Source organism: Methanobacterium sp., assembly GCF_038562635.1.
Classification (GTDB): Archaea; Methanobacteriota; Methanobacteria; order Methanobacteriales; family Methanobacteriaceae; genus Methanobacterium_D.
Window position 1 is genome coordinate 42,207 of record NZ_JBCFBO010000003.1, and the last position, 23,350, is coordinate 65,556.

Annotated in this window: 24 protein-coding genes and 2 tRNA genes; 7 read left to right on the top strand and 19 right to left on the bottom strand. The window is 35.5% G+C overall.

Annotated elements, in window-relative coordinates; translation table 11 throughout:
• Positions 1-62: 62 nt before the first annotated feature.
• From phoU to AAGU07_RS15005, 8 genes are all read right to left on the bottom strand, one after another.
• Positions 63-746, bottom strand: a complete 684-nt coding sequence (gene phoU, locus AAGU07_RS14970) for a phosphate signaling complex protein PhoU (RefSeq protein WP_069584174.1) — start codon at positions 744-746, stop codon at positions 63-65.
• Positions 747-748: 2 nt separating this feature from the next.
• A complete protein-coding gene (locus AAGU07_RS14975; protein ID WP_342459896.1) occupies positions 749-1,201 on the bottom strand; it encodes a DUF2226 domain-containing protein in 453 nt (150 codons plus the stop codon).
• A 46-nt stretch (positions 1,202-1,247) separates the two neighbouring features.
• Positions 1,248-1,916: a phosphate uptake regulator PhoU gene (locus AAGU07_RS14980; protein WP_342459897.1), complete on the bottom strand. Its 669-nt coding sequence runs from the start codon at positions 1,914-1,916 to the stop codon at positions 1,248-1,250.
• Positions 1,917-1,979: 63 nt separating this feature from the next.
• A complete protein-coding gene (gene pstB / locus AAGU07_RS14985; protein WP_342459898.1) occupies positions 1,980-2,735 on the bottom strand; it encodes a phosphate ABC transporter ATP-binding protein PstB in 756 nt (251 codons plus the stop codon).
• Position 2,736: 1 nt separating this feature from the next.
• Positions 2,737-3,591, bottom strand: a complete 855-nt coding sequence (gene pstA, locus AAGU07_RS14990) for a phosphate ABC transporter permease PstA (protein ID WP_342459899.1) — start codon at positions 3,589-3,591, stop codon at positions 2,737-2,739.
• Positions 3,592-3,630: 39 nt separating this feature from the next.
• Positions 3,631-4,503 carry a phosphate ABC transporter permease subunit PstC gene (gene pstC, locus AAGU07_RS14995; RefSeq protein WP_342459900.1) on the bottom strand — a complete coding sequence of 291 codons (873 nt, stop codon included), beginning with the start codon at positions 4,501-4,503 and terminating at the stop codon, positions 3,631-3,633.
• A gap of 455 nt (positions 4,504-4,958) precedes the next feature.
• Entirely contained in the window at positions 4,959-5,768 is an 810-nt protein-coding gene (locus AAGU07_RS15000; protein WP_342459901.1) for a phosphate ABC transporter substrate-binding protein, read from the bottom strand.
• Between the two features lie 141 nt (positions 5,769-5,909).
• Complete coding sequence (locus tag AAGU07_RS15005; protein ID WP_342459902.1) at positions 5,910-6,734, bottom strand: phosphate ABC transporter substrate-binding protein; 825 nt, start codon at positions 6,732-6,734, stop codon at positions 5,910-5,912.
• A gap of 190 nt (positions 6,735-6,924) precedes the next feature.
• On the opposite strand from AAGU07_RS15005, the gene AAGU07_RS15010 reads away from it, so the two are divergent.
• Both AAGU07_RS15010 and AAGU07_RS15015 read left to right on the top strand, forming a co-directional pair.
• Complete coding sequence (locus AAGU07_RS15010; protein WP_342459903.1) at positions 6,925-7,710, top strand: citryl-CoA lyase; 786 nt, start codon at positions 6,925-6,927, stop codon at positions 7,708-7,710.
• Positions 7,711-7,969: 259 nt separating this feature from the next.
• Positions 7,970-8,257: a 2TM domain-containing protein gene (locus AAGU07_RS15015; RefSeq protein ID WP_342459904.1), complete on the top strand. Its 288-nt coding sequence runs from the start codon at positions 7,970-7,972 to the stop codon at positions 8,255-8,257.
• Between the two features lie 48 nt (positions 8,258-8,305).
• Here AAGU07_RS15015 and AAGU07_RS15020 read toward each other — a convergent pair whose 3' ends face one another.
• The 5 genes from AAGU07_RS15020 to AAGU07_RS15040 all read right to left on the bottom strand — a co-directional run bounded on the left by AAGU07_RS15020 (position 8,306) and on the right by AAGU07_RS15040 (position 11,823).
• Positions 8,306-9,223: a phosphate uptake regulator PhoU gene (locus AAGU07_RS15020; protein WP_069584184.1), complete on the bottom strand. Its 918-nt coding sequence runs from the start codon at positions 9,221-9,223 to the stop codon at positions 8,306-8,308.
• Positions 9,224-9,231: 8 nt separating this feature from the next.
• Positions 9,232-9,900: a hypothetical protein gene (locus AAGU07_RS15025; RefSeq protein WP_342459905.1), complete on the bottom strand. Its 669-nt coding sequence runs from the start codon at positions 9,898-9,900 to the stop codon at positions 9,232-9,234.
• A gap of 582 nt (positions 9,901-10,482) precedes the next feature.
• Positions 10,483-11,289: a metallophosphoesterase gene (locus AAGU07_RS15030; protein ID WP_342459906.1), complete on the bottom strand. Its 807-nt coding sequence runs from the start codon at positions 11,287-11,289 to the stop codon at positions 10,483-10,485.
• A 144-nt stretch (positions 11,290-11,433) separates the two neighbouring features.
• Positions 11,434-11,506: transfer RNA gene (locus AAGU07_RS15035), tRNA-Thr, on the bottom strand.
• Between the two features lie 234 nt (positions 11,507-11,740).
• Positions 11,741-11,823 (bottom strand) — tRNA-Leu (locus AAGU07_RS15040).
• Positions 11,824-12,169: 346 nt separating this feature from the next.
• Between AAGU07_RS15040 and AAGU07_RS15045 the strand changes: the two genes are divergently transcribed.
• The 5 genes from AAGU07_RS15045 to AAGU07_RS15065 all read left to right on the top strand — a co-directional run bounded on the left by AAGU07_RS15045 (position 12,170) and on the right by AAGU07_RS15065 (position 17,482).
• Positions 12,170-12,346 carry a 4Fe-4S binding protein gene (locus AAGU07_RS15045; RefSeq protein ID WP_342459907.1) on the top strand — a complete coding sequence of 59 codons (177 nt, stop codon included), beginning with the start codon at positions 12,170-12,172 and terminating at the stop codon, positions 12,344-12,346.
• Positions 12,343-13,518 (top strand): NAD(P)/FAD-dependent oxidoreductase, encoded by a 1,176-nt coding sequence (locus tag AAGU07_RS15050; RefSeq protein WP_342459908.1) that lies wholly within the window; start codon positions 12,343-12,345, stop codon positions 13,516-13,518. Before AAGU07_RS15045 ends, AAGU07_RS15050 begins: the two co-directional genes overlap by 4 nt.
• A 94-nt stretch (positions 13,519-13,612) precedes the next feature.
• Positions 13,613-14,761, top strand: a complete 1,149-nt coding sequence (locus tag AAGU07_RS15055) for an NAD(P)/FAD-dependent oxidoreductase (protein WP_342459909.1) — start codon at positions 13,613-13,615, stop codon at positions 14,759-14,761.
• Between the two features lie 784 nt (positions 14,762-15,545).
• Positions 15,546-16,895 (top strand): HEAT repeat domain-containing protein, encoded by a 1,350-nt coding sequence (locus AAGU07_RS15060; RefSeq protein WP_342459910.1) that lies wholly within the window; start codon positions 15,546-15,548, stop codon positions 16,893-16,895.
• A 185-nt stretch (positions 16,896-17,080) separates the two neighbouring features.
• Positions 17,081-17,482 (top strand): MGMT family protein, encoded by a 402-nt coding sequence (locus AAGU07_RS15065; RefSeq protein WP_342459911.1) that lies wholly within the window; start codon positions 17,081-17,083, stop codon positions 17,480-17,482.
• 78 nt (positions 17,483-17,560) lie between these two features.
• Here AAGU07_RS15065 and AAGU07_RS15070 read toward each other — a convergent pair whose 3' ends face one another.
• From AAGU07_RS15070 to cdhB, 6 genes are read right to left on the bottom strand one after another with little or no spacing between them, the layout of a single operon-like run.
• A complete protein-coding gene (locus tag AAGU07_RS15070) occupies positions 17,561-18,028 on the bottom strand; it encodes a 4Fe-4S dicluster domain-containing protein (RefSeq protein ID WP_342459912.1) in 468 nt (155 codons plus the stop codon).
• Positions 18,029-18,041: 13 nt separating this feature from the next.
• A complete protein-coding gene (gene acsC, locus AAGU07_RS15075) occupies positions 18,042-19,415 on the bottom strand; it encodes an acetyl-CoA decarbonylase/synthase complex subunit gamma (protein ID WP_342459913.1) in 1,374 nt (457 codons plus the stop codon).
• A 15-nt stretch (positions 19,416-19,430) separates the two neighbouring features.
• Complete coding sequence (gene cdhD, locus AAGU07_RS15080) at positions 19,431-20,597, bottom strand: CO dehydrogenase/acetyl-CoA synthase subunit delta (protein ID WP_342459914.1); 1,167 nt, start codon at positions 20,595-20,597, stop codon at positions 19,431-19,433.
• Between the two features lie 25 nt (positions 20,598-20,622).
• Complete coding sequence (locus AAGU07_RS15085; RefSeq protein WP_342459915.1) at positions 20,623-21,384, bottom strand: AAA family ATPase; 762 nt, start codon at positions 21,382-21,384, stop codon at positions 20,623-20,625.
• A gap of 27 nt (positions 21,385-21,411) precedes the next feature.
• Positions 21,412-22,800: a CO dehydrogenase/CO-methylating acetyl-CoA synthase complex subunit beta gene (gene cdhC, locus AAGU07_RS15090; protein WP_342459916.1), complete on the bottom strand. Its 1,389-nt coding sequence runs from the start codon at positions 22,798-22,800 to the stop codon at positions 21,412-21,414.
• Between the two features lie 34 nt (positions 22,801-22,834).
• Positions 22,835-23,344 carry a CO dehydrogenase/acetyl-CoA synthase complex subunit epsilon gene (cdhB, locus tag AAGU07_RS15095; RefSeq protein WP_342459917.1) on the bottom strand — a complete coding sequence of 170 codons (510 nt, stop codon included), beginning with the start codon at positions 23,342-23,344 and terminating at the stop codon, positions 22,835-22,837.
• Positions 23,345-23,350: the final 6 nt, after the last annotated feature.

The following is a 23,350-nucleotide window of genomic DNA, read 5'->3' on the forward strand; positions in this document are numbered from 1 at the left end:
GAAAAAAAGGAAATATGTGCCTAAAGCACATGTATTTAAACAGAAAAAAACTCTTTTTGGTCTTATTTTTTTAATTCAAGTCTTTTAGGTTTTTCACAGGTTATCATAAATATTGTTCTATCCCCTAGACTTACCGCACGATCAGCAATTCGTTCAAGGAATCTTGCAATGAACAATAAATATATCATATAGGATATAGAATCCTTATTTTGAAACATACTGCTTGTAACATTCTCAAGGGACTGATCAAATAAATCATCCACTTTATCGTCATCATGCCTCAGTTCTCTTGCCATGTCCATGTTCTGATCGATAAATGAGTATAAACCTTTGCTGAGCATCATCTGCACAAGGTTAGCCATATGGTTAAGATCTTCCATAGACCTCGCTGGAATTTCTTCACCTTTTAAATTTTTAGCGGCTTCAGCAATATTTACTGATAAGCTGCCTATCCTCTTCAAGTGACTACCAACCTTAATACATGCTTCAATAAATCTTAAATCCATTGCAACGGGTTGTTCTGAAGCAATGATACTAATGCATTTCCTTTCTAAATGAAAACTCAATTCTTCTATTTTATCACGGGATTTAATAACGCCATCCAACAGATCTTTATCATAGTCATTAAAAGCTTTGATTGCATCTTTATGTGCCTGGATTGCTATCTGTCCAATTTCATTTACATCTTCTTTTAGCTCTTTTAGCCTTTTTCGAAACAGTATCCTGGGATATTTTTTTCTTTCCATTTTTAATCCTCCGTCTTGGACTTATAATCTTTTATTAAATTATCCACATCCATTACAGATAGTTCATTTATCCTATACTTAGACAACAGTTCTTCACGAGAATCGGTGGTATTTAAGCCAATTTTATCCCAAAACATATCAATACGTATAGGTAATGATAATTTACACTCCTCATTCAATTCAAGAATAGTTTTAAACAGTTTTTCACCTGTTTCATATATCTCAATTTTTGACTCGTCGAGGATTTTAACTTTTTCCATTGCATCGTTTTCATAAAGTTCATTTAAAGATTTAGCATTTAGATACCAGGCACCTACAACTAGATCATCGCTTAAAAATAATATAGACTCATAATTTTCATTTAAAACTCTCATATAACCTGATAAAGGTAGATATGATTTATCAAGTTTGTTTCCACACAGTTTATTCTTAGGTTCATCTGATGGGAGCCACATCTAAATCATCACATACTATTTTTGTATAATTTTTAAATATTAATTTTTACTTCATTAATACATTGTAGAATACTTTATGGTGTACAACCTTCATTCCTATTATAGAGTAAGCTATCCTGTCATCCATCCCCATTATATGATGCCCCATACTTAAGAGATTCCTTCCAATAAGGATTGAGTACATTGCAGCAGTTGAAGAATTGTCATCACCATATTCTAAAAACATCTGATTATAAAAATCCTGAAGAGCAACGAAATTTTTAGTTGAACGTTTCAGAAGCTGTATATCCTCACTTAAAAGTGATCCAACTCCATCTTTTAGCATGTTTTGCACTGTTTGAGACATGAATTTAATATGGGGCGGTTTGTATGAATCTGAACTTTTTTCTGCTGCATCTATAGCGTATCTGGATATATATGCTGAGAGAGTGTTTATTCTCTCAAGTTCAGTAGATGTTCTTAAAATTGCAGCCCCCAGTCTTAAATCTCTAGCAACTGGCTGATGTAATCCAAGTATTTTCAAACATTCATATTCAATATACTCGCTCTTTTTGTTTACTTCACTGGTAGCTTCAATTGTTTCTTTTGCTAAATCAATATCTTCCTTTAAGAAACTGCCAGTAGAATTTTTAATCATATCTACTGTTTCATTGCTGTAATCTAAAAGATCACCGCTTATTTTTTTTAATTTATTCTCCAGTATCATCCCATACATTGCTTCACCTTTAGTGCATATCCCATTAAAGAGATGGGCACATTAATTAAATAAAAAATTTATTTAACCAAATCTACCAGTTATGTAATCTTCTGTACGCTTATCTTCAGGCTCTATGAATATTTTATCGGTGAGTCCGCTTTCTACGATTTCTCCATGTAAGAAAAATGCTGTGTATTTAGAAACCCTTGTAGCTTGCTGCATGTTGTGTGTAACGATGATTATGGTGTAATCATTTTTCAGTTTGTGAATTAAGTCCTCTATTTTTGTTGTTGATATAGGATCAAGTGCTGATGCAGGTTCGTCCATTAATATAACTTCAGGATTTACTGCAATGGTCCTTGCTATACATAGTCTCTGCTGCTGACCTCCAGAAAGTCCCATAGCTGATTTATCCAGCTTATCCTTGACCTCATCCCACAGTGCAGCACCTTTTAAACTTTCTTCAACTCTTTCAGCCAGTACTGATTTATCTTCAATTCCATGTACCCTGAGACCATAGGCTACATTGTCAAATATAGACTTTGGAAACGGATTTGGCTTTTGAAATACCATTCCTACCTTTTTTCTTAAGTCAACCACATCTAACTTTGGATCGTAAATATCCTGGCCGTCTAAAAGAACACTTCCATCCAATTTGAATGTATCAATAAGGTCATTCATACGGTTTAAAGTACGTACAAATGTTGATTTTCCACAACCAGAAGGTCCTATAAGTGAAGTAACAGTATTTTTAGGGATTTTAATGTTGATATCCTTTAAAATATGTGCTTCGTCAAAGTAAACGTTTAAGTCTTCAACTTCAATTCGATAATCCATTCTATCTCCCCATCATCTTTTTAGAGTATCTTTCAACTAATGTATTTGTAACAACGGTTATTATGAGAACTATAAGCACCAGTACAGCTGCAGTTCCATATGCATTGTCAAGGGATATACCCTCAGTTGCTAAAATATAAAGGTGCAGTGGAAGAGGCCTTGCTGGATCAAAAATGGAAATAGGAACAGATAGTGCCGCACCTACTGCAAACATAATTGCAGCTGCCTCTGAAATAGCCCTTGCAAGTCCAAGTATCACACCAGTAGTAATCCCCGGAACTGCTGCAGGCAGAACAACATTATAAATTGTTTGCCACTTGGTAGCACCTATTGCAAGACTTCCTTCCCTGTATGATGCAGGTACAGCTTCCAGTGAAACTTCAGATACCTGTAATATTGTAGGGAGCGCCATAATTGCCAGTATTAAACCACCAGATAGTACACACCACCCGAGTCCAAGATAGACAACAAAAAATGCCAGCCCAAATAGCCCATATACAATTGAAGGAATAGATGCCAGTGTTTCTGCTCCAAATCTTATTAGTTTAACCAGATTATTTTCTCCAGCATATTCTGAAAGGTAAACTGCTGCCCCAACACCCAATGGAGTTGCAACAGCAACTGCTAGAAATGTCACATATAAACTTGACACTATCATTGGGAATATACCTCCAGATTTACCAGAATCTATAGGGTTACTGAATATGAAACTCAAGTTTACAACTGGCAACCCCTTATAAAGTATATAACCTATAATAACGAGCAATAGAATAACTGTTAATATCCCTGATGCCCAAAAAACTCCTTTCATGATTCTTTGTGACATTTTAGGAGACATGATTTTAATATTTAGCATTTAAATCACCTAAATAGCTGTATAAATCCTGATTAAGCATTATAAGTACCCTCCCCCAATTACAACCTTCTTCTTGTAGTGGAAGTAGTTAGCTATTATGAGAAGGATGATTATCATGATAAACAGAACTATTCCTGTTGCAAACAGTGCGCTGTAATGTAATCCTGTTGCATAACCCATTTCAAGGGCTATGTTTGATGTTAACGCCCTTACCGGGTCAAATATTGAGTTTGGAATCTGTGCGACGTTTCCTGCAACCATAATTACTGCGAGTGTTTCACCAATTGCCCTACCCATTCCCAATATTATTGCGGTTATAATTCCAGGAATAGCCGCTGGGAAAATAACATTTCTTATTGTTTGCCAGTGAGTTGCACCAAGTGCAAGAGATGCTTCTTTATATTCTACAGGAACAGATTTTAGTGCGTCTTCAGATATACTTATTATAGTCGGAAGAACCATTACTGTAAGAATTAAAGATGCTGCAAGCATGCTAAAACCAGTCCCCCCAAAATATACCCTCATAATTGGGACAAGTACTATAAGCCCAAAGAATCCGTATACAACAGAAGGTATACCTGCAAGAGTTTCAATAACTGGCTTTAAAATCCTTCTCACTGTACGAGGTGCAAGTTCTGCCAGAAAGATTGCACAACACAAGGATAATGGCACTGCAAATAGCAGTGAAAGGGCAGTTATACCCAATGATCCAATGATCATTGCAAAAACACCGTACTGGTCATCAGAAGGCGACCAATTCATTCCAAATATAAACTTCAAGATTCCAATCTGGTCCATTGCTGGGAAACCTTGCTGGAATATGAATCCTATGATCAGAACTATCACTACAATGGACAAAATGGCCATTATGAAAAGCCCTTTTTCCACTAGAAATTCTTCATACTTCTTCATTTCTTCAACCTCAAAAAACTGTTAAAATCTCTTAAAATTCTTTGAATTTTAGAAAATATTTCATATTTTCTAACTCCCAAAAACCTATGGTTTTTGAGGATTTTGGAGCACGAAACTTCGTTTCGTAAGTTTCAATTTTGACGCCACAAAAATCGAAGATTTTTATTGGCTTTGTTTTTTGGGTCCTCAAACGCTTTGCGTTTGGGACATGTGAAAATTGAAAATTTTCACGGTTGAAAATCTTTGATTTTCAAACATTGGAAATCAAAGATTTTCAAATGTTCAGGAAAAACATAGTTTTTCCTTCAACCTCATAAATTTCCAATTTTTGTGTTCGGAAAATACAGCTATTTTCCTCAACTCGGAATCTAACTTAAATAAATTTGACTATTATTCTAATTTTTTTTAGTATTCTACAAACTTCTTGTAAGTACATTCCAGATTACCGTGCAAATTTACATATTAACAGGAACAATATTCTGGCTCTTTACTATAGCCTGTCCTTCAGGACTTAATGTAAAGTCGATGAAGTCTTTAACTGTTCCCTGTGGTTCCCCTTTAACCACAAAAAGGAATGCTGTTTGTAGTCTATAAGATCCATTTGCCACGGTTTGTGTTGAAGGGCCAATTCCATTAATTTTTAAAGCTGTAACATCACTGCTCATATGCGCTAATGAAACAAATCCAATTGCACCTGGATCCTGCTTAACTACCTGTTTAACAGATTCAGTTGAACTCTGGACCACTGCATCAGACTTGATTTTTGTACCGTTCATTATTAAATTCTCAAAAGATGACCGTGTACCTGATCCTTCTTCCCTGGTTACAACATGGATCTGTGTGTCGGATCCTCCAACCTGATTCCAGTTTGTAATAGCACCGTTGAAGATACCTCTAACCTGTTCGGTACTTAATGTAGTTACATTGTTGTTGTTATTAACAGCGATGACAATACCTTCTTTTCCTATTTCATATTCTATAAGCCCTTCTTTTTCCTGTGGCGTTAAATCTCTTGAACTTGTACCTATTTCAGTTATACCTTGTGAAACACTGCTTATACCTAAACTGGATCCTCCACCCTGCACGTTTATTCTAACGTTAGGATGCTTTTCCATGTAAGCATCAGCTAATGCCTCAGCTACAGGTTGTACCGATGTAGAACCTGCAATTTGTATTCTTTCATATTGACTTGATGGGATAATTGTTAGATAAGCGATAATTATAATGATGGCAATTACTATTCCATACTTGTATTTCCGATTCATGTTCATCACCTTGAGTTACTCTTCTTCTTTGGAGTATTTAAATATGAAGTGATGAAGCAACGAATCAAATTTACATGATAAACTTCTCTTTCATGCCTTTAAATTATAAATAAACAAAAAAATAGTGGTTTTAAAAACCACTTAGCTAGAAGTCATTGGAACTGCTCCAGCTTCTTTAACTATTTTTTGACCTTCAGCACTCATTGTAAAGTCTATAAAGTCTTTAACGATGCCAGTAGGTTCACCTTTAGTTAAGAAAATGAAAGGCCTTACTATTTTGTAAGTATCGTCGCTGACTGTTTGTTCTGAAGGAGCTACTCCATTGATTGTAACTGCTTTAACATCACCGTTAAGGCTTGCTAAAGATATGTATCCAACAGCGTCAGGGTTTCCTTTAACTGCCTGTAAAACAGCTTCTGTTGAACTCTGAACAATTGCATTGTTTACAATTTTAGTTCCGTTTTTACCGCCCATTACTATGTTCTGGAATCCATCTCTGGTACCTGAACCATCTTCTCTGGTTATAACACTGACGGTACCTGATGAGCCGCCTACTTTACTCCAGTCGGTGATATTTCCGCTGAATAAATCTTTTGTCTGGTTAATTGTAAGTTCACTAACCTTATTAGCGTTGTTTACTATAACTACAATTCCATCTTTTGCAATTTGAGTTTGTACTAACCCTTGTGCATCACTATCTTTAGGTTTGGAAGATGCTGTACCAATATCCGCTGTCCCTTGCTGAGCGCTTGTGATACCTACAGATGTACCTCCACCCTGTACATTTATTTTAACATCAGGATGCTTTTCCATGTAAGCTTGAGCTAACTTCTCTGCCACTGGTTGTACGGAAGTTGAACCAGCAATCTGTATTGTTTGTTGATTTGAGCTTCCTGCAAGTGCAAAGTAAGCACCAATTATTACTACTATGGCTACTATTATTCCAATCAAATATTTTGAATTCATTTGATTCACCTCATCCTATAATAAAGGTTCCCCCCTATTTAAAGGTTCCTATTTGTGTATAAGTTATCACATTATAGGAACTAAGCCATTTTAGGCCCTAACAATTATCCCCTGAAATATCACTAAATGTGTCCAATATTGCACTAAAAGCGTTAAATTTAAATAAATTCATATTGTATAAATATCCAATATGATAACGGAAGAAGTGTTAAAAGATATATTCAAACCGAGGACTCTAAAATGGAGAACCTCCATAACAAAAGTTGAGCCCAATAAATTAACCACAAGGGGTTATTTACAGGAAGATCTTATAGGAAATATATCTTTTGCCGAAATGATACACCTGCTCATAAAAGGAGAGTTACCTTCCAAAAACGAAGCCAAAATGCTAGGGGCAGTTCTGGTATCATTTTGTGACCATGGCGTTACTCCTCCAAGTACACAGACTGCTAGGATCATGGCATCTACAGGATCTCCACTGCATGCATGCGTTGCTGGCGGCCTTCTTGCATTTGGTAAAAACCATGCAGGAGCAATAGAACATGCCATGAAAACTCTTCAAGACGGAATTAAAAGAACAGAAGAGGATACCTGCAAAATAGCAGAAGAAATAGTGAGCCATTTTTTAAAAAATAATGAAAAAATATGTGGTTTTGGACACAGATATCACAATGAAGACCCCAGAGCACCAAGGCTGATAGAACTTGCAAAAAAATACGGGTGCTTTGGTAAACATTCTGAACTTGCCACTGTAATTGAAGATCTGCTCTTTGAAAAAAAAGGTATTCGAATGAATATTGATGGGGCCAATGGGGCAATTTTATCAGATCTGGGGTTCAACTGGACAGTTGGAAGTGGCATGTTTATGATTGGCCGATTACCCGGTATTTTAGCACATGTAAATGAAGAAAATACAAGAGAATCCCCATTTAGAAAATTTTTTGAAGTTGACGAAATTTACTACGACGGCGTATAACCCTATCAAAATCACATTCTTTTGTCAGTTAAATATCCATTTTAATAAAGAAATCCCTATTTTTAAATACCAGCACCTATTTTGATTTTTAGCCTACAACGTATTATATTATTTTTAATCAGGCTATAAAACTTATTTAGCAAAGTAATCTTTTTAATAAACTCCCTTTTTTTAAAACAAACTTTAAATGCCTTAAAACATATATAATAAGTTGTATACTACTCCATAATTTGTACAATTCAAAGAGGGGGCTTACAAAATGGTTGATGAATCATACAAAAAAGATGCATATATCCGAGCTAAAAGAAGAGTTGAAGAAGTGAGAGGTTTTTACTCACATTTAATTAGTTATATCGTTGTGAATATATTCCTGGCAATCATTAATTTCTTTACGACTCCCGGTTTCTGGTGGTTCCTATTTATATCGTTTTTCTGGGGAATAGGTCTTGTTGCACATGGATCATCAGTTTTCATGAAAAGAGGAATCTTCTCTAAAGAATGGGAAGAGCGAAAAATCAAAGAATACATGGAAAAAGAGAAAGAATAATATACATCTCTTTTTTAATTTAAATGAAAATAAATTGTCAAAAGTTAGTTATTTTAAATTAGATAATTTAGGATTCCGTCTAAATCTTTCAGGAGTTGTAGTTCGGGGTATATTTTCATAAAATTCCCTTGAAACATCTATTATTTCAATAGATATATCTCCAATTCTTTCAAAGGCCTTAACTACCCTTGATAAAGACAGATAATATGTTGAACGTTCGGTATCATCAAAGGACGCTTCTGCCATTTGAGTTGCGATGCAGTTTAATGCTTTTTTCTGCAAAGCATGTATTTTTTCTTCGTAATCCATTACTTTACTCTTTAATTCAAGTTTTTCATTTAAGAAAATATCCATTGAGTAATTAACCATTTTCTTTGCAGTTTCATACATTTCCCCCAGATATAAAAGCATTTCAGAATCAACTTCATATGATTCCTTCATTGTAAAATTAGCAAATTGGCAGGAATGGTCTCCAATACGCTCTAAATCATATGCTACCTCACTGAAAGCCATTGTTTTACTGAATTCTGAAGAAGGGTTCATAGATAAAGCCATGTCTACAGAAGTTCTTACTTTTTCATGCATGTTATTTGTAATATAATCCATATTTAGTGCTTTACTTGCCAGTTCATCATCATAAGTTGAAAGCGCTTCAAAGGATCTGTCAAGCTGTTTACAAACATGATTAGCCATATTCTTAATCATTTCTTTGATGTATAATGTTCCAGCGTGTTCCCTTGATGTTTTTTCTTCTTCAAAAACTTCTGAAAATTCATCGAACTTTTTTAAATCAAGAGTATATGCCCTCTTTACAACCCCCTTAGTTATAAGAGGTTGAAGCAGTTTCGTAACGTATCTCCGAGTTATTCCAAGTTTTTCAGCGATTTCATCCTGAGTTGAGGGATGTTCATACAGGATGATATCCAGTATCGCTTTTAAAGTGCTATTTTTTGTTTTCTTAGTCATAATATCATCTAATGAGTATTACTATCTTTTTCACGGTTAATTACTATCGATTCTTGAATTATCGATAAAATCACATAGGATAGCGCTGCAATAACTGCAAGCGAAATTACCAGACCAAAATCTGCGAAAAGATTCGCATATAATTTTACAAATGGTGAATGTGTATCTACAAACCCATTTAAAAGTTTGATTATACCAACTGATAATATTATGTATCCGTATGATCTTTTTATATTCTCCGATTGTATTATCGGGTAGATCCCCATAATTAGAAGTCCAAGACCAATTGTTCTAAAAAGAGTTCCATCAGTTGCATGTTCCAGATAATTGAAAATTTGGTCTGGTTTCCAGTATACCGAAGAGAATAGATAAATTAACTCAACAGCGACTATAATTATAAGCGGAAACACGTAAACTATCTTAGTTTCAATTTTTTGTGTGTTTACACTCCTGTTTATGTTTACATTATTTCTTGTATGTACATTCTCTCTTGTATGTACCTTTTTTCTTGTATTCACATTTTCAAGCGGTTCTTTTATAAAATGAGACATTACCTGATACAGCATTGCCCCAATAACTGCACCAATAACAGTTCCACCTACTCCAAGTTTGGTGGTAGTAAGTGCAACTATTCCTGAAATTACACCCGCCATTATGACATCTAACATTTTTGACATTATATCACATTATCAGTTCTATTTTCTCCTTTTTGATAAAAAAACATTTATTAGTTATTATATATCTTTTGAATTTTGAGAATATCAAACACGTTTATGTTTGAGGCATATGAATCTTTCAATTCAAGTGGCGCAAAAATTAAAACATGCAAAAACTTCATTTTTACTTCGAAATTATAAATTTCGATAGATTTTTGCATGTTTTACCCAAAATATTAAGATCAATATATTGATTTAAAAGCTGTTTTGATTAAAATACTTTTTAGTAGTGTTTATTTTATCTTTCATGAAACAGCCCCCAAATCAAGTTAATTTAAATAATTTAGGGGTAAAAGTTATTAAATCTCAAAGCGTCAAATATAATGAAATTTAATTAAGACAGTAAAATTATTGCTATGTATTTACAGCCCATAATAAGTAATTATTCCAGAATTATACCCCAATTGGTACCAAATGTTTTAAAATTACTGTTCTTTCCTATCAAAAGAGTAAATTATCATAAAAACGAAATAAGGCATTATTTCACCATATAACAAAATTAAAGGTTAAAAAGAAAAATTTAAACTAAATTACTTGTTTAAATTACACTACAGGTAGTGAATTATGTTTATATGAACATATCATATACTCTTCTTCTTCAACCTTTACAGAGTAATTAGCTAATTCTCTTTTGTATCCTGTTTCTGTATTTATTAAATTGACAAGAATCTGGTCATCTTTAATGATTAATTGATTGTGTGACGGATAAGTATGGCCCCTCAGCTTTCTGGTTGTTGCAGTTCCTGAATTTAATGTAACCATTTTTTCTATCATCCAAACATTAGGAACATGTTTATGCCCATTTAAGACAAAGTCAACTCCATAATCTCTGAAAACACTTAATAAATCTCCAGAATCAAGTAAAATATTTCTTTCTCTCCCAGTTTGAGGTATAGGAAGTAAATGATGGTGGAAAGTTACTATTTTACACATATCACTTGGTATTTTATCGAGTTCACTTTTAAGCCATTCCATCTGATCAGTTCCTATCTGCCCGTCGTTTATATCAGGTTCTGATGAATCCAATCCCAAAATGGCAAATCCGCAGCTTTTGTCCATATGTAAAAATTTTCTCTCACCAATTTGCTTTTCAAAATGTAGTAATCCTACATTTCTTGCGTCATGATTTCCAGGAATTATATGGACTTCTGTTATTGCCCGAAGTTCATCTACAAAAGCAGCGGCATCATTGTATTCATGGACGTAACCTTCTGTAGTTAAATCTCCAGCTACAATAATAAGATCAGGATTTTCAACTTCCAGCTGCTTTAAAAGATTATTTTTTAAGTCATGTGAGAAATTTTTCTCACCAAAGTGTACATCAGATAACTGTGCTATTTTCTTTTCCATTACTGTCACCTAATAAAGATAATTATTGATAAATAAATTTACCACGATATAAACTTTACCAGAATTAGTTTTCCAAATAAAATGTAAAGTTTTTCATTTAATTTCTGCTTTAATTTAAGTCAAAGAGAAAAATAATATGATTAAAGCCCTAGGGGGGATTCGAACCCCCGGCCTATGCCTTACCAAGGCATCGCTCTACCGGCTAAGCCACTAGGGCATATTTATTATTTTATTTTTATAATTAAAATAGAGTTCTATTACTTAAATTTCCTTTTTAATTTATTAAATTAAGTGTTGTCGAAAATTCTCTAATTTTCGATACATGCAAAAAACAAAGTTTTTTTCTGTTCAGGAAACGCAGTTTTCTTCAACACAAAAAATTCTTTGAATTTTTAGAAAATATGAAATATTTTCTAACTCTCAAAAATCTATGATTTTTGAAGATTTTAAGTGCAGGGGATGGGATTCGAACCCACGAAGGCCTACGCCAGAGGATCTTAAGTCCACCCCCTTTGGCCGCTCGGGCACCCCTGCATAACATAGAAATTATTTGATGTCCTATATAACCTTAACGGTTTTAATAAAAGTGATGTTAAATTCATTAAAATTAAATCCAACATTTCTACTTAAAACCCATATTACATAGGTACACTATATAATAAACAATCTGGTATTTAAGTTTTTAGTATAAGAGTCCAAAAATTCCGGCACTCTAAATGAGTATCATATTTTCGCCCAATTTTATTCCACCTCCATATGGCAAAGAATTTAGGAGTCAATTATTATTTAAAAGCCTCAAAAAAGTATATATACACTAATTATACAATATTAAACATATAGTTATTTTTTCTTAGCTACTGTCTTAAATCGGTGATAAATAATGGAATTCAACACTGAAAAATGCGGATGCTGTGGAGCTTGCATCAGTGTATGCCCCAATAGATCTTTAGAACTTACAGAAAACAAAATAATCATAAATAAAAACAAATGCGACGACTGCGGAAGATGCACATATGTATGTCCTCTTGGAGCATTCTACATAGAGGGGAATGTATGAAATATGACGTAGTTGTGGTAGGGGGACGTATAGGAGGTTCTATTTCATCACTTTTTGCATCTAAAAATGATGTAGACGTTTTAATGATTGAAAAGCGTCAGGAAATAGGAGTTCCAGTTCAATGTGCTGAAGGAACAACCCATTCTACCTTCGAGATCCTGGAAATGAAACCGTCCTCTAAATATGTATGCACTGAGGTCGGAACAGGTACGATTCACGCACCTAATGAAACATACATCAATGCAGAAGATTTAGTAGAATTCAACAATTTAGACAAAAACATAGCTAAAGGGTATATCTTAGACAGAAAAGTGTTTGATAAACATCTTGCCATTGAATCAGCGAAAGTTGGGACGGATATAATGGTTAAAACCACAGTAAAAAATCTTATGAAAAAAGACGGCAAGATCTGTGGAGTAGTAGCCAAACATATGGGAAAAACAATGGAAATAAAGGCAGATGTTGTTATAGCTGCAGATGGTGTTGAATCAAACATGGCACAGATGGCAGGGCTCAAGGCACCAGATAATCCCCATGATATCTGTTCATGTGCCCAATATGAATTGGTATGTTCTGATTTTAATCCGGACAGAGTACATCTTTACTTCGGGAGAAAAATAGCCCCCGGAGGATATGCATGGGTATTTCCTAAAGGAGAAGGGATTGCCAACGTGGGGCTTGGGATAAGAGGCACAACACAAAATGCTTATGATTATCTTAAAAGATTTATATCTAAATTCGATGCCACACCCGTAGAATTAAATGTTGGGGGAGTACCGTTATCTGGACCTATTGATAAAACTTATACTGATGGTTTTATGGTAGTGGGAGATGCAGCCAGACAGATTGATCCTGTAACTGGAGGAGGGACATTTACAACAGTCCCATGTGCAAGAATAGCAGGTGAAGTTGCAGCAGAAGCTGTAAAAGAAGAAAATACTTCTGCAGCTTTTTTAAAAAGATATGATGACGCATGGCGGGCTAAAATCGAGGATATATTAAAGATGTCCCTGAAATGCAGGAAAGTTGCAGATAAACTCACAGATGACGAAATGAATGCCCTGGTAGAATTCCTAAATAACAGTAAAGGGAAAGAAATATCTAAAATAGCCTTTATTAAATTTTTAGGAAAACATCCGCGCCTTTTAAGGCTTGTAAAAGATCTTTTGTGACGCTGATCAAAAGATAAATTCCAGATAATCAATTCATACCCTATAATTGAAAAATTAGATCCTAATTGAAGATCCATATAATGGAGCTAAAATAATGAAATATGACGTAGTTGTGGTAGGGGGGCGTATAGGAGGTTCTATTTCATCACTTTTTGCATCTAAAAACGATTTAGATGTTCTGATGATTGAAAAAAGACAGGAAATTGGAGTTCCTCTCCAGTGTGCTGAAGCTACAAATGAAGTAACCTTCGAAACTGTTGGAATAAAGCCTTCCAAGAGATATGTATGCTCTGAAATTGTAGGGGCCGATCTTTATTCTCCCGATGGTACTCATTTTCAGATGACGCCTGATAATGAACGGGGTTTTATTTTAGACAGGAAAGTGTTTGATAAACATCTTGCCATTGAATCGGCGAAAGCTGGAACAGACATAATGCTAAAAACTACAGTGAAAGACCTGATTATTAAAGATGGAAATATTAAGGGAGTTGTTGCAAAACACCTTGGTAAAACCATGGAAATTGAAGCAGACATTGTTATTGCTGCAGACGGCATAGAATCAAATATAGCGCGAATGGCCGGTTTAAATTCAACACGCAGAATAAACGATATCTGTTCCTGCGTTCAGTATAAAATGGTAGGTATTGATGTAGAACCAAATTATATGCAGTTTTATTTCGGAAGTAAAGTCGCTCCTGGAGGATATCTCTGGATTTTTCCAAATGAAAATGGGGTGACCAATGTCGGAATTGGAATTAGAAATACTAAGGAAACTGCATATCATTATCTCCATAAATTCATATCAAATCTGGGCGGAACACCCGTTGAACTTAATATTGGAGGAGTACCAGTTTCAGGCAATATTAAAAAAACATATGCCAACGGATTGATGGTCGTTGGAGACGCTGCAGGACACGTAGATCCGTTAACTGGCGGCGGAATCCATTTAACCGCTGCAAGTGCAAGAATAGCTGGTGAAGTTGCAGCGGAATCCATAAAAAGTGAAAACATATCTGAAGGATTCTTAAAAATATATGAAAAGCGCTGGAAAGATCAAATTGGAGGCATTATTAACCAGTCTCTTAAATACAGAAAAGTTCTTGACAAAATAAACGATGATGAATTCAATGCACTTGCAAGATTCTTAGAAGACAAAGATATCTGGTCAATTTCAAAAAGGGAGTGGTTTGGGCTTTTAAAAGAATCTCCAAGCCTATTTAAGCTTATACGGGCGCTTATTTAATTTAATAAAAATATAATATCATCATAATCCAAAATACAAACAAACAGTTTTAAATCAGCACCACTATCTAATACACATAGGATTCAATTATGAAATAATACCTATATCTATTTAAATTATTCCAGAACATAAATAGAATCATCTGTAATTTAAAGTTGAAGTATTACATATAATAACTTTATTATTTATCATGGCATGAAAATTGAATGAATTCATAGAATTTCGAAAACTTCAGAAATCGCGAATTTCCGATGTTTACGAAACTGAAAGTCTTCAAAATCTACGATTTTAAGACTCATGAAACTAAGTTTCAAGAGTTAGAAAAATGTTATGCATTTTTTAACTGGAGGAAACTAAGTTTCCTCGGCCCAGAAAACGAAGCTAAAGAAAAATGCTTCGCATTTTTCTGTGCGTCAAAATTCAAAGAATTTTAGAAAATACGTAGTATTTTCTAACCTTTGGAAATCTTTGATTTCCAATGCTCAAACGCTTCGCGTTTGACAGTCCCAAAAAAATCAAAGATTTTTTGAGGATTTTGACAGTTTTCGAGGGCTCCCAAAAATCGAAGGATTTCGATTTTTGAGGTTGAAGAAAATCTACGATTTTCTGAACACTCAAAAATTTTTATAAAAATTTTCGGTGTTTGTGAAGCAAGCTTCACAACCGTAAAAACCGAAGTTTTTTACATGCCCCGAAATTCTATGAATTTCAAGGGCCCAAAAATCATAGATTTTTGAGGATTTCGAAGGCACAAAATTTTTGTTAAAAAATTTTGAGGTTATACATGGCAATTGGTAAAATTAAGCCAAATATAGATCGGTTGGAAAAAACAAGGGACGTTGAAGGCCTAATAAGTGCTCTTAAATTTAATGACTGTAATATCCGAAAAGAGGCTGCTGCCGCTCTTAAAAAGATAGGAGATAATATGGCATTATTTCCACTCATAGACGTTCTTGAATATAAAGAATGGCATGAATACTACGCAGTTATGGGTTCTGTAAGAGAAACCGCAGCTGAGGCTCTGGGAGTGTTAAGAGATAGAAGAGCTGTAGAACCTCTGATAAAAGCTTTAAATGATAAGGACGAAGAAGTTAGATGGAAAGCCGCGTGGGCCCTTGGAAATATTGGGGACATGCGAGCTGTAGATCCCCTAATCTATTTATTACATGATAAAAGATGGGCAGTTAGAAGATTTGCTGCTTCTGCACTTGGAAAAATAGGAGATGAACGAGCAGTAGATAGTCTAATAGAAGCTTTAAGTGATGATGAATGGCACGTTAGAAAGTATGCTGCAGATGCACTTGGAAAAATAGGAGATGAACGAGCAATTGAAAGTCTAATGGATGCCCTGAACGATGAAGACAATGACGTTAGATGGAAAGCCGTGGTTGCCCTTGGAAAAATGAAAAATGCTGCTGTTGAACCTCTTATAGATCTTTTAAAAAATGAAGACTGGCATATTCGAGGAAGAGCTGCAGAAGCCCTTGGAAGAATAGGCGATAAACGGGCTGTAAAACCCCTGATTAGTATACTTGTTGGGTGGACTAAAGACAGGAATAAATATGTTAGGGGAAGAGCCGCAGAAGCCCTTGGGAAAATAGGGGATGAAGAGGCCCTTAAGCCATTAACTCAGGCTTTAGATGATCCTTATATTTATGTACGTGTTAAAGTGGAAGAAGCATTAAAAGAAATGGAAAATACAACGCAGATTCTAACCTATGATGATGGAGAAATATCATTTGACTATCCCGGATCATGGGAAGTAATTTCCACTGCAAATAAAAAGAAGATAGTTAAAGGAAATTCTGCAAATGGTAATATCACATTTTCCATCAACAAAAACACCAACGTAGGTGATCTTACATCAAAAGAAGTTGCAGATACAATTAGAGATGTTTTTATAATTCAAAACAGTACAATCTTATCTGAAACTGAATTTAGAGCAGAGGGAATAGATGTGCATACTATAATTGGTGAAAATGTAAATGATATTGGACCAACCAAAATTATGGTTATTTCATTTAAAATAGATGATTTACTGTACTATTTATGGTTCTCTGGAGGCCATGAAAGTTTTGAAAGGGCTAAAGAAGACATAGATCTTATAATAGACAATTTTAGAGTGTATATTTAAATTTTGATAAATAGAAAAATTTATTTTTAGTTTACAGATCATTAGATCACTGACTAACAGGGGGAATTCAAATTTCTAAAGAGGTTATAATTTCAACCTACAGTGATGGAGAGCTGTATTTTGCAGTTGCAGTTGGTGGAGGAAAAATTTTAAAGGTAACTCTTCCAAAGACAGATGAAAAAAGCGTGCTGGACGAAATTTCAAAGGGGTATACTTCTTTTAAATTATCAGACGAATATAAACATTATGCAAAAGATGTTTGCATGGCATATTATGGGAAAAAAACAGAATTTAACGCCGTTATCCCTGATAAGAATGATTTTAAAAGTAAAGTGCTTCAAGAAGTTGTAAAAATCCCATACGGAGAAGTTAGAACCTACAAACAGATTTCAGAATCTATTGGAACCAAAGCTTACAGAGCAGTTGGAACTGCAATTGGCAGGAATCATCTTCCAATAATAATTCCCTGCCATCGAGTTGTAAAATCAGATTTACATGTTGGTGGATTCTTCGGCGGTACTGAAATGAAGAAAGAAATGCTTGAAAATGAGGGAATCTGTATTGTAGACGGTAAAATTAAAAAATAAATCAACTAATTACAAAACTAAAGTAGAATAGATTTAAGCTTAAAATGCAGAATCAAAAATTAAATAGAGGGATAAGTTTTATAACTTATCCTGACACATTTTCAAGGTCTCTTCAAGAACCTTTGCAAATGAAACATCTGATTTCAGTTCCTCAAGCTCTTCAACTGAAAATACCTTTAAAACATTGTCTTTGCATGCTTCAACACATGCAGGAAGTATTCTGTCAGATTCCATGCATAAAGTACATTTTTGAACTGCTTTTTTCTCTTCGTCAATTACTGGCATCCCTATAGGACATGCTATTAAACAGAGCTTGCAGACTATACATGCATCTTCGTTTACTATAAGAGTTCCATCTTCCTCTTTTATGGCTCCAGTTGGACATATTCGAGCACATGGTGCCTTATCTGGATGACATTGCAGACAGAAAATTGGAATTGAACTGCTTTTTTTCGCCCTTGCGGTTCCATGTTCTTTTTCGCATGCTGTTATGCAGTCTTTGCACTCAGAACACATTTTTGGGTCCATTACCATCAATGTTTTCATACTATCTACCTAATTACATTTTTTCTCTAAGGAAATCTGCCAGAGCTGATGAGTCTCTTGGTCCTACCAAAATTTCCCATCCACTTTCATCTTCGATTTCACCACTTACTGGTGCCCCAAGGCCAGGAATAACCATTTTTCTGGTTTTTACTTTGTCTTCAATACCTGTTTCTTTTATTAGATCTGCCACGGCTTTACCATTGAACTGGCTGCCTGCTACTGACACATCGACAGCTCTACCTTCGGTATCAAGTACCAGCAAATAACCATTGGCTTTCCCGGCCTTCAGGTCACCCTCAACTGTGTAATAGGTGAGAGCAAAGTTTGTAGTTAGTGCGACAGGTGAATCTTCATTTATTTCACCAAATTCATATAATCCAGGATCCACTGCTTGAGGTTTCCTTGGATCTGTATATACGCTCTGTCTTAATGTTAAAACAGGGATTAACTCCCATATTTCAGTTCCATGGATTATCATTATATCTGCATACTTATCCATAAGCGTGGATGCAATTGTAGCTTCTTTTATTGCAGTACTCACATCATCTTCACCATTTTCCAGCCATGCAATTGCGGGAACTCCTAAAATTGGGAATCTGAAATCTTCATCTCTTTCTTCAACTGCAAGCCTTCTCATCATGACAAAGTTATCCAGGGTGTCACCAATTCCATCATTTACAAAGGTTCCAGGGTCAAGGATTATGTCCTTAATTCCTTTACTCCTTAAAATCCTGGATAGTTCTTTCATTTTTTCAAGGTCATTTGGAACAAATAGTGCAATCGGACAGTCATATCCAAGTGCAAGTGCTGCCATTTCTTCTATATTGTTTTCTGTTGCGCCATATATCAATGGACGTTCATCCCCAACAGCTTCAAGTGCAGCTTTCATAGCTTCTGGATCAAATGAACATAATACTAACGCTAGTTTAGAACTTTTAAGTTTTTCTGCAGCTTCTTTGAATTTTGAGGCGTCACCTGACTTATTTCTAAGTGCTATAGCGTCAAGTGTGAGCAATTCCCCCGTTCTTTCAAATTCAGTGCCTTCTATCTTTTTGACCCTCTCTTCAAATTCAGCAGGGTTCATATCATCACTTATATCAATTACAAGAGGAGTCGGATTGTAATAAGTTAGTTCATACCTGTAAAGGACTTCATCTCCACCAACCATCATGGCTTTATTGCCTTTACCTACCATTATTTCTCTTACAGCAGGTGCTAATACATCTGCAAGCTTATCCGCCTCATTGGCTGAAAGTTGTGTACATAATTCAATATCTGTTTCTTTTTCAGAGAGTTTTGTGGCAAATGCCATGCATGATGCCTCTCCACATTTTGCACAGTTTGTTTTTGGAAGTAATCTGTAAACATCCATTGCAGTAACGGCCATTTTAAAACCTCCTTTCTACCCCAGTTGAGTAATCCAGTTTGAGATATCTGGAACTTCTGTAGTCATATATTCTTTTGTAAATGTTTCTCCGATTTCTCTCAGCATTTTTACTGATTGTGGGTGGAGCATCATAAATATATCAACACCACAGAGCATCATGGTAAGTCCAGTTACTATTTCCCAAATTGGTCCCCTGTACTCAGTTGGCCCCCATTCTTCTTTTTTCATCCATGCCTCACGAGAACCCCATGCATTGGTTGTTCCTGAAGACATTGGCATTTGTAAATCTGTATCTCCCTTAAGTGCAGCGAGTCTTGTTCTGGTTATAACATCTATTGAAAATTCAATACCGTAACCAAGTGCACATGTTGTAGGGTCCATTACAATGTCATTTTGAGTTAAACCTTCTTTCATAAGGTACTTGTTTAAGGTTTTCTGCATGTTGATATCTGTTATAGCCCATGAGAGAACCGCATGATTGTAATCTACTGCTGCTTTTGCAACTTTTTTGTAGTCTAAATCCATGTTCGCTGATGCAAGAAGACATCTTTCATCTTCAGCTGCTGCTGCCGCTGCTTCAAGAATAATTGGATCTTTTTGCGGGTCACCTGAACCACCTATAACTAAAGGCACGTCTACAGCCTGTAAAACTTCTTCAATATCTGCTGCGGCCTGCTGAGGAGTTTTATCCATAACTTTTGGTCCAGTTCCAATCAAGTGTATAGTTACCATATTGGCTCCAAAGTCCTTAACGGCCTTTTTAGCCCAGTCACCAGGATGTTCCATAACATCTTCAAAATGTTCCCTTATCGGTTTTGGAAGTCCTGGCATCGGAATATCAAAAACATCAAATGTAACAACAGGAGGATTTGGCTGAGGTTCTTCAAAACGGTACAGTGCGTTTTGTCCCCCTAAAAATACTGGCTTTCTTGAACCCGCACCAAGCTGAACTTCTGCTACCGATCCCGGGTATTCATGGATTGGAGGTGAAAACTCTTCAACCTCCGATATTATTCCTTCTTTTATTCCTGCCTGTTCAACCTGTCTTTCGACCCTTTGAACAGCCTGCTGGATAGCCGGCATTATTTGAAGTTCTAACTCTTCAAAGTCCATTCTAAATTCATTTATTTCTATAGAATCTGTTTTCTCAAGTAGTTTAAGAAGTTGTGTCATTTTATCCATAAACCCACATCCTTCAATTTTTTTGTTATACGTTTAAATCTAAAATCTTCGAAACAATTTCAGAAACTGCAATTACAGATGCAGAATCATCTGGAAGGTACATCAACGGTTTTCCTTCAATATCATATTCAGCAACAGTTTCGTCTTCATATACTGTTCCAATAAGGTTCAAACCAATTTCATCAATTTTTTTAATTGTTTCTTCCTCTTTTCCAGTGACAGCACGGTTTAATATTAAATACATCTTTTTAAACTGGATATCAAGTTCATCTGAAAGGTCACCGATCCTTTTTGCTGTTAAAATCCCTCTTTTTGATCTATCTGTCACTACAAGCATGATATCAACATTTTGAGTTGTTCTCCTGCTTAAATGCTCAAGTCCTGCCTCTGTATCAATGACAATTATATCATAGTTGGAGGTAAGTGTTTCAATGATCTTTCGGAGCATGTTATTTACGGCGCAGTAACATCCGCTTCCTTCTGGCCTTCCCATTACCAGAAGATCAAAATCAGGAGTTTCCACAATGGATTCCATAATTTTATAATCAAGTATGTCCCATTTATTTGATTCTTTAGGGATATTACCTGCTGCAGTGTCTTTTTTAAGCTCTTCTCTAACATCACCTACTGTCTTTTCAACATCTATTCCAAGGGCCTCTGGTAAATTGGAATCAGGATCCGCATCAATCGCTAATATATCTTTACCGCATGATTTTAAGGATCTAACAATGAGGGAAGTAATCATGCTTTTACCAGTTCCTCCCTTTCCACTTACTGCTATTATCACTAAGCTACCTCTCATTTAAATTTAAAACTATTTCCTTTTGATTATTATCTTTTCAGCGTAAACTTTAGCGTTTTTAAGTATTATTCTAACTCCACCGGCTGCTGGCACTGAAATTTCAGGCGCATATGCAATCTGGGCCATTGGAGCTTCTGATACTTCAACTTCTTCTGTTTCATCTTCCACAATTTCAGGTTCTGCTGCAGCTGCTTTAGATGCTTTTAATCTTTCAATTACTGGATGTTCTGATTCACGCAGGAATCTTCGGATTTCTTTAATGCTTGATGCATCCTCTTCAGTTGGAATTTTATCAAATAACTCTTCAGGTATGAAATCAGTTAGAGACTCTTTTATCTCTTTTGGGAGCCAAATTATCCTTTCATAACTTCCATCTGCCTGTAAAAACTTAGGTGATCTCATGTATTCCAGACTAAGCCCTGTAAATCCTTCTACCTGTTTTCCACCAGAACACTGCCCAGCCATTGCTGAAAATGGAATTCCGAGCGGAGTTTCTCCTCTAAAGTCCCGATCTACTATTCCAATTCCATCAAGTTCAGGAATATAAAATGCTACCGCTTCAAAACACCCACATGAAGTGTGAGGATATTCAAATACACTGTGTAAATATACTCTTTCAGTTATACCCTGTGATTTTTCAGCCATGACAGTGTTTACGTTGCTGTATTCACCCCTTACATCATCTAAAACTTCACCTTTTTCTACTTCAAATATTGGCCCATCAGGATCCATTTTAGCTGCAGCTCTGCAGTCAAACCAGTTTATAGCTCCACAAAGTGCGGTTCTATCTGGTGTAACGATACATACGTGACTTGGTGCAAATGATTGGCACATTGTACAACCGTAGAACACATCAACATCCTCATCGCTCAATTCTCTTGCCCTTGCATCTCTTACTTCATACTTTGCTTTTGCTGTTTCTAAGAATGATTCTACTTCGCTTTCTTCTGTAAGTATGCTGACTGATATTTTTTCTATTATTGGAAACTCTTCCTTGAGGAGAATTGAAAGTGCTTTTCCAAGATCTTCAAGCTTAAATCCCGCATTTACTGATTCTTTACTCACACGACACCATATCTGGTCTCGCTGGTTCAGATGCATGAAACCTTTAACATAGTTACATAGTTCATGTATCCTACGTTCGATAACTCCTTCTAACTCTTTTTCGAGTTTTTCTCCTTGAATTTGTGCAAGTATCCCTAAAGGATAGATTTCCCCTTCATTCATGTCACTGAGTTCAGGACCTACGACTTCTATTTTGCCGTCTTCAACGTCGTCTGCAACTTGAATTAATTCTGCACCGACAGATTTAGGGCCTGCAAGTTCAACAAACATGTTTGCTGATCTTATACGTTCTCCTTCATACATTGGGCTAACATCAACAGGTATATCCTCAAACATTAAATTCCTCCATGATTCTTATTCGCTTTATAAGTTATTCTGCTAATTTTTCAAGATATTTGATCCATTCTTCGTCTTTCATATTAGGGAACGATGCGTCTGCATTGGAATGGAAAAATTTACAGAGTGTAAGTGTCTTAAGGTGGGGTGCAAAGTGCTTCAGGGTTGAAAGTCCCTGAGAACCTATATAATAAATTACACCAATAAACAGGACTAAATCATGCTGTCCTTCTCCATTTATTCCTCCCCAATCTGGATCTTTAAGAAGATTTACAATTTCAACTACTCCATAAGGCTTGCTCTTAATATCTGCTTCATTTAGTGTTTTAAACGTATCTCCTGTACTTACAATAGGAATATTCCACTTTTCTGAAATTAGTACGGCAAGTGGCAGTGCAGGACTCTCTTTTATAAGAGGCCCCATTATCATTAAAGGTCTTTTTGCCTTTTTAAGCATCATTTCTGCCGTTTCTGGAGTTACAAGCAGTGCCTGTTTTGGGCCGGCTATAACTGTCGGTTGCCATGGGATTACTCTTTCATTCATTTAATC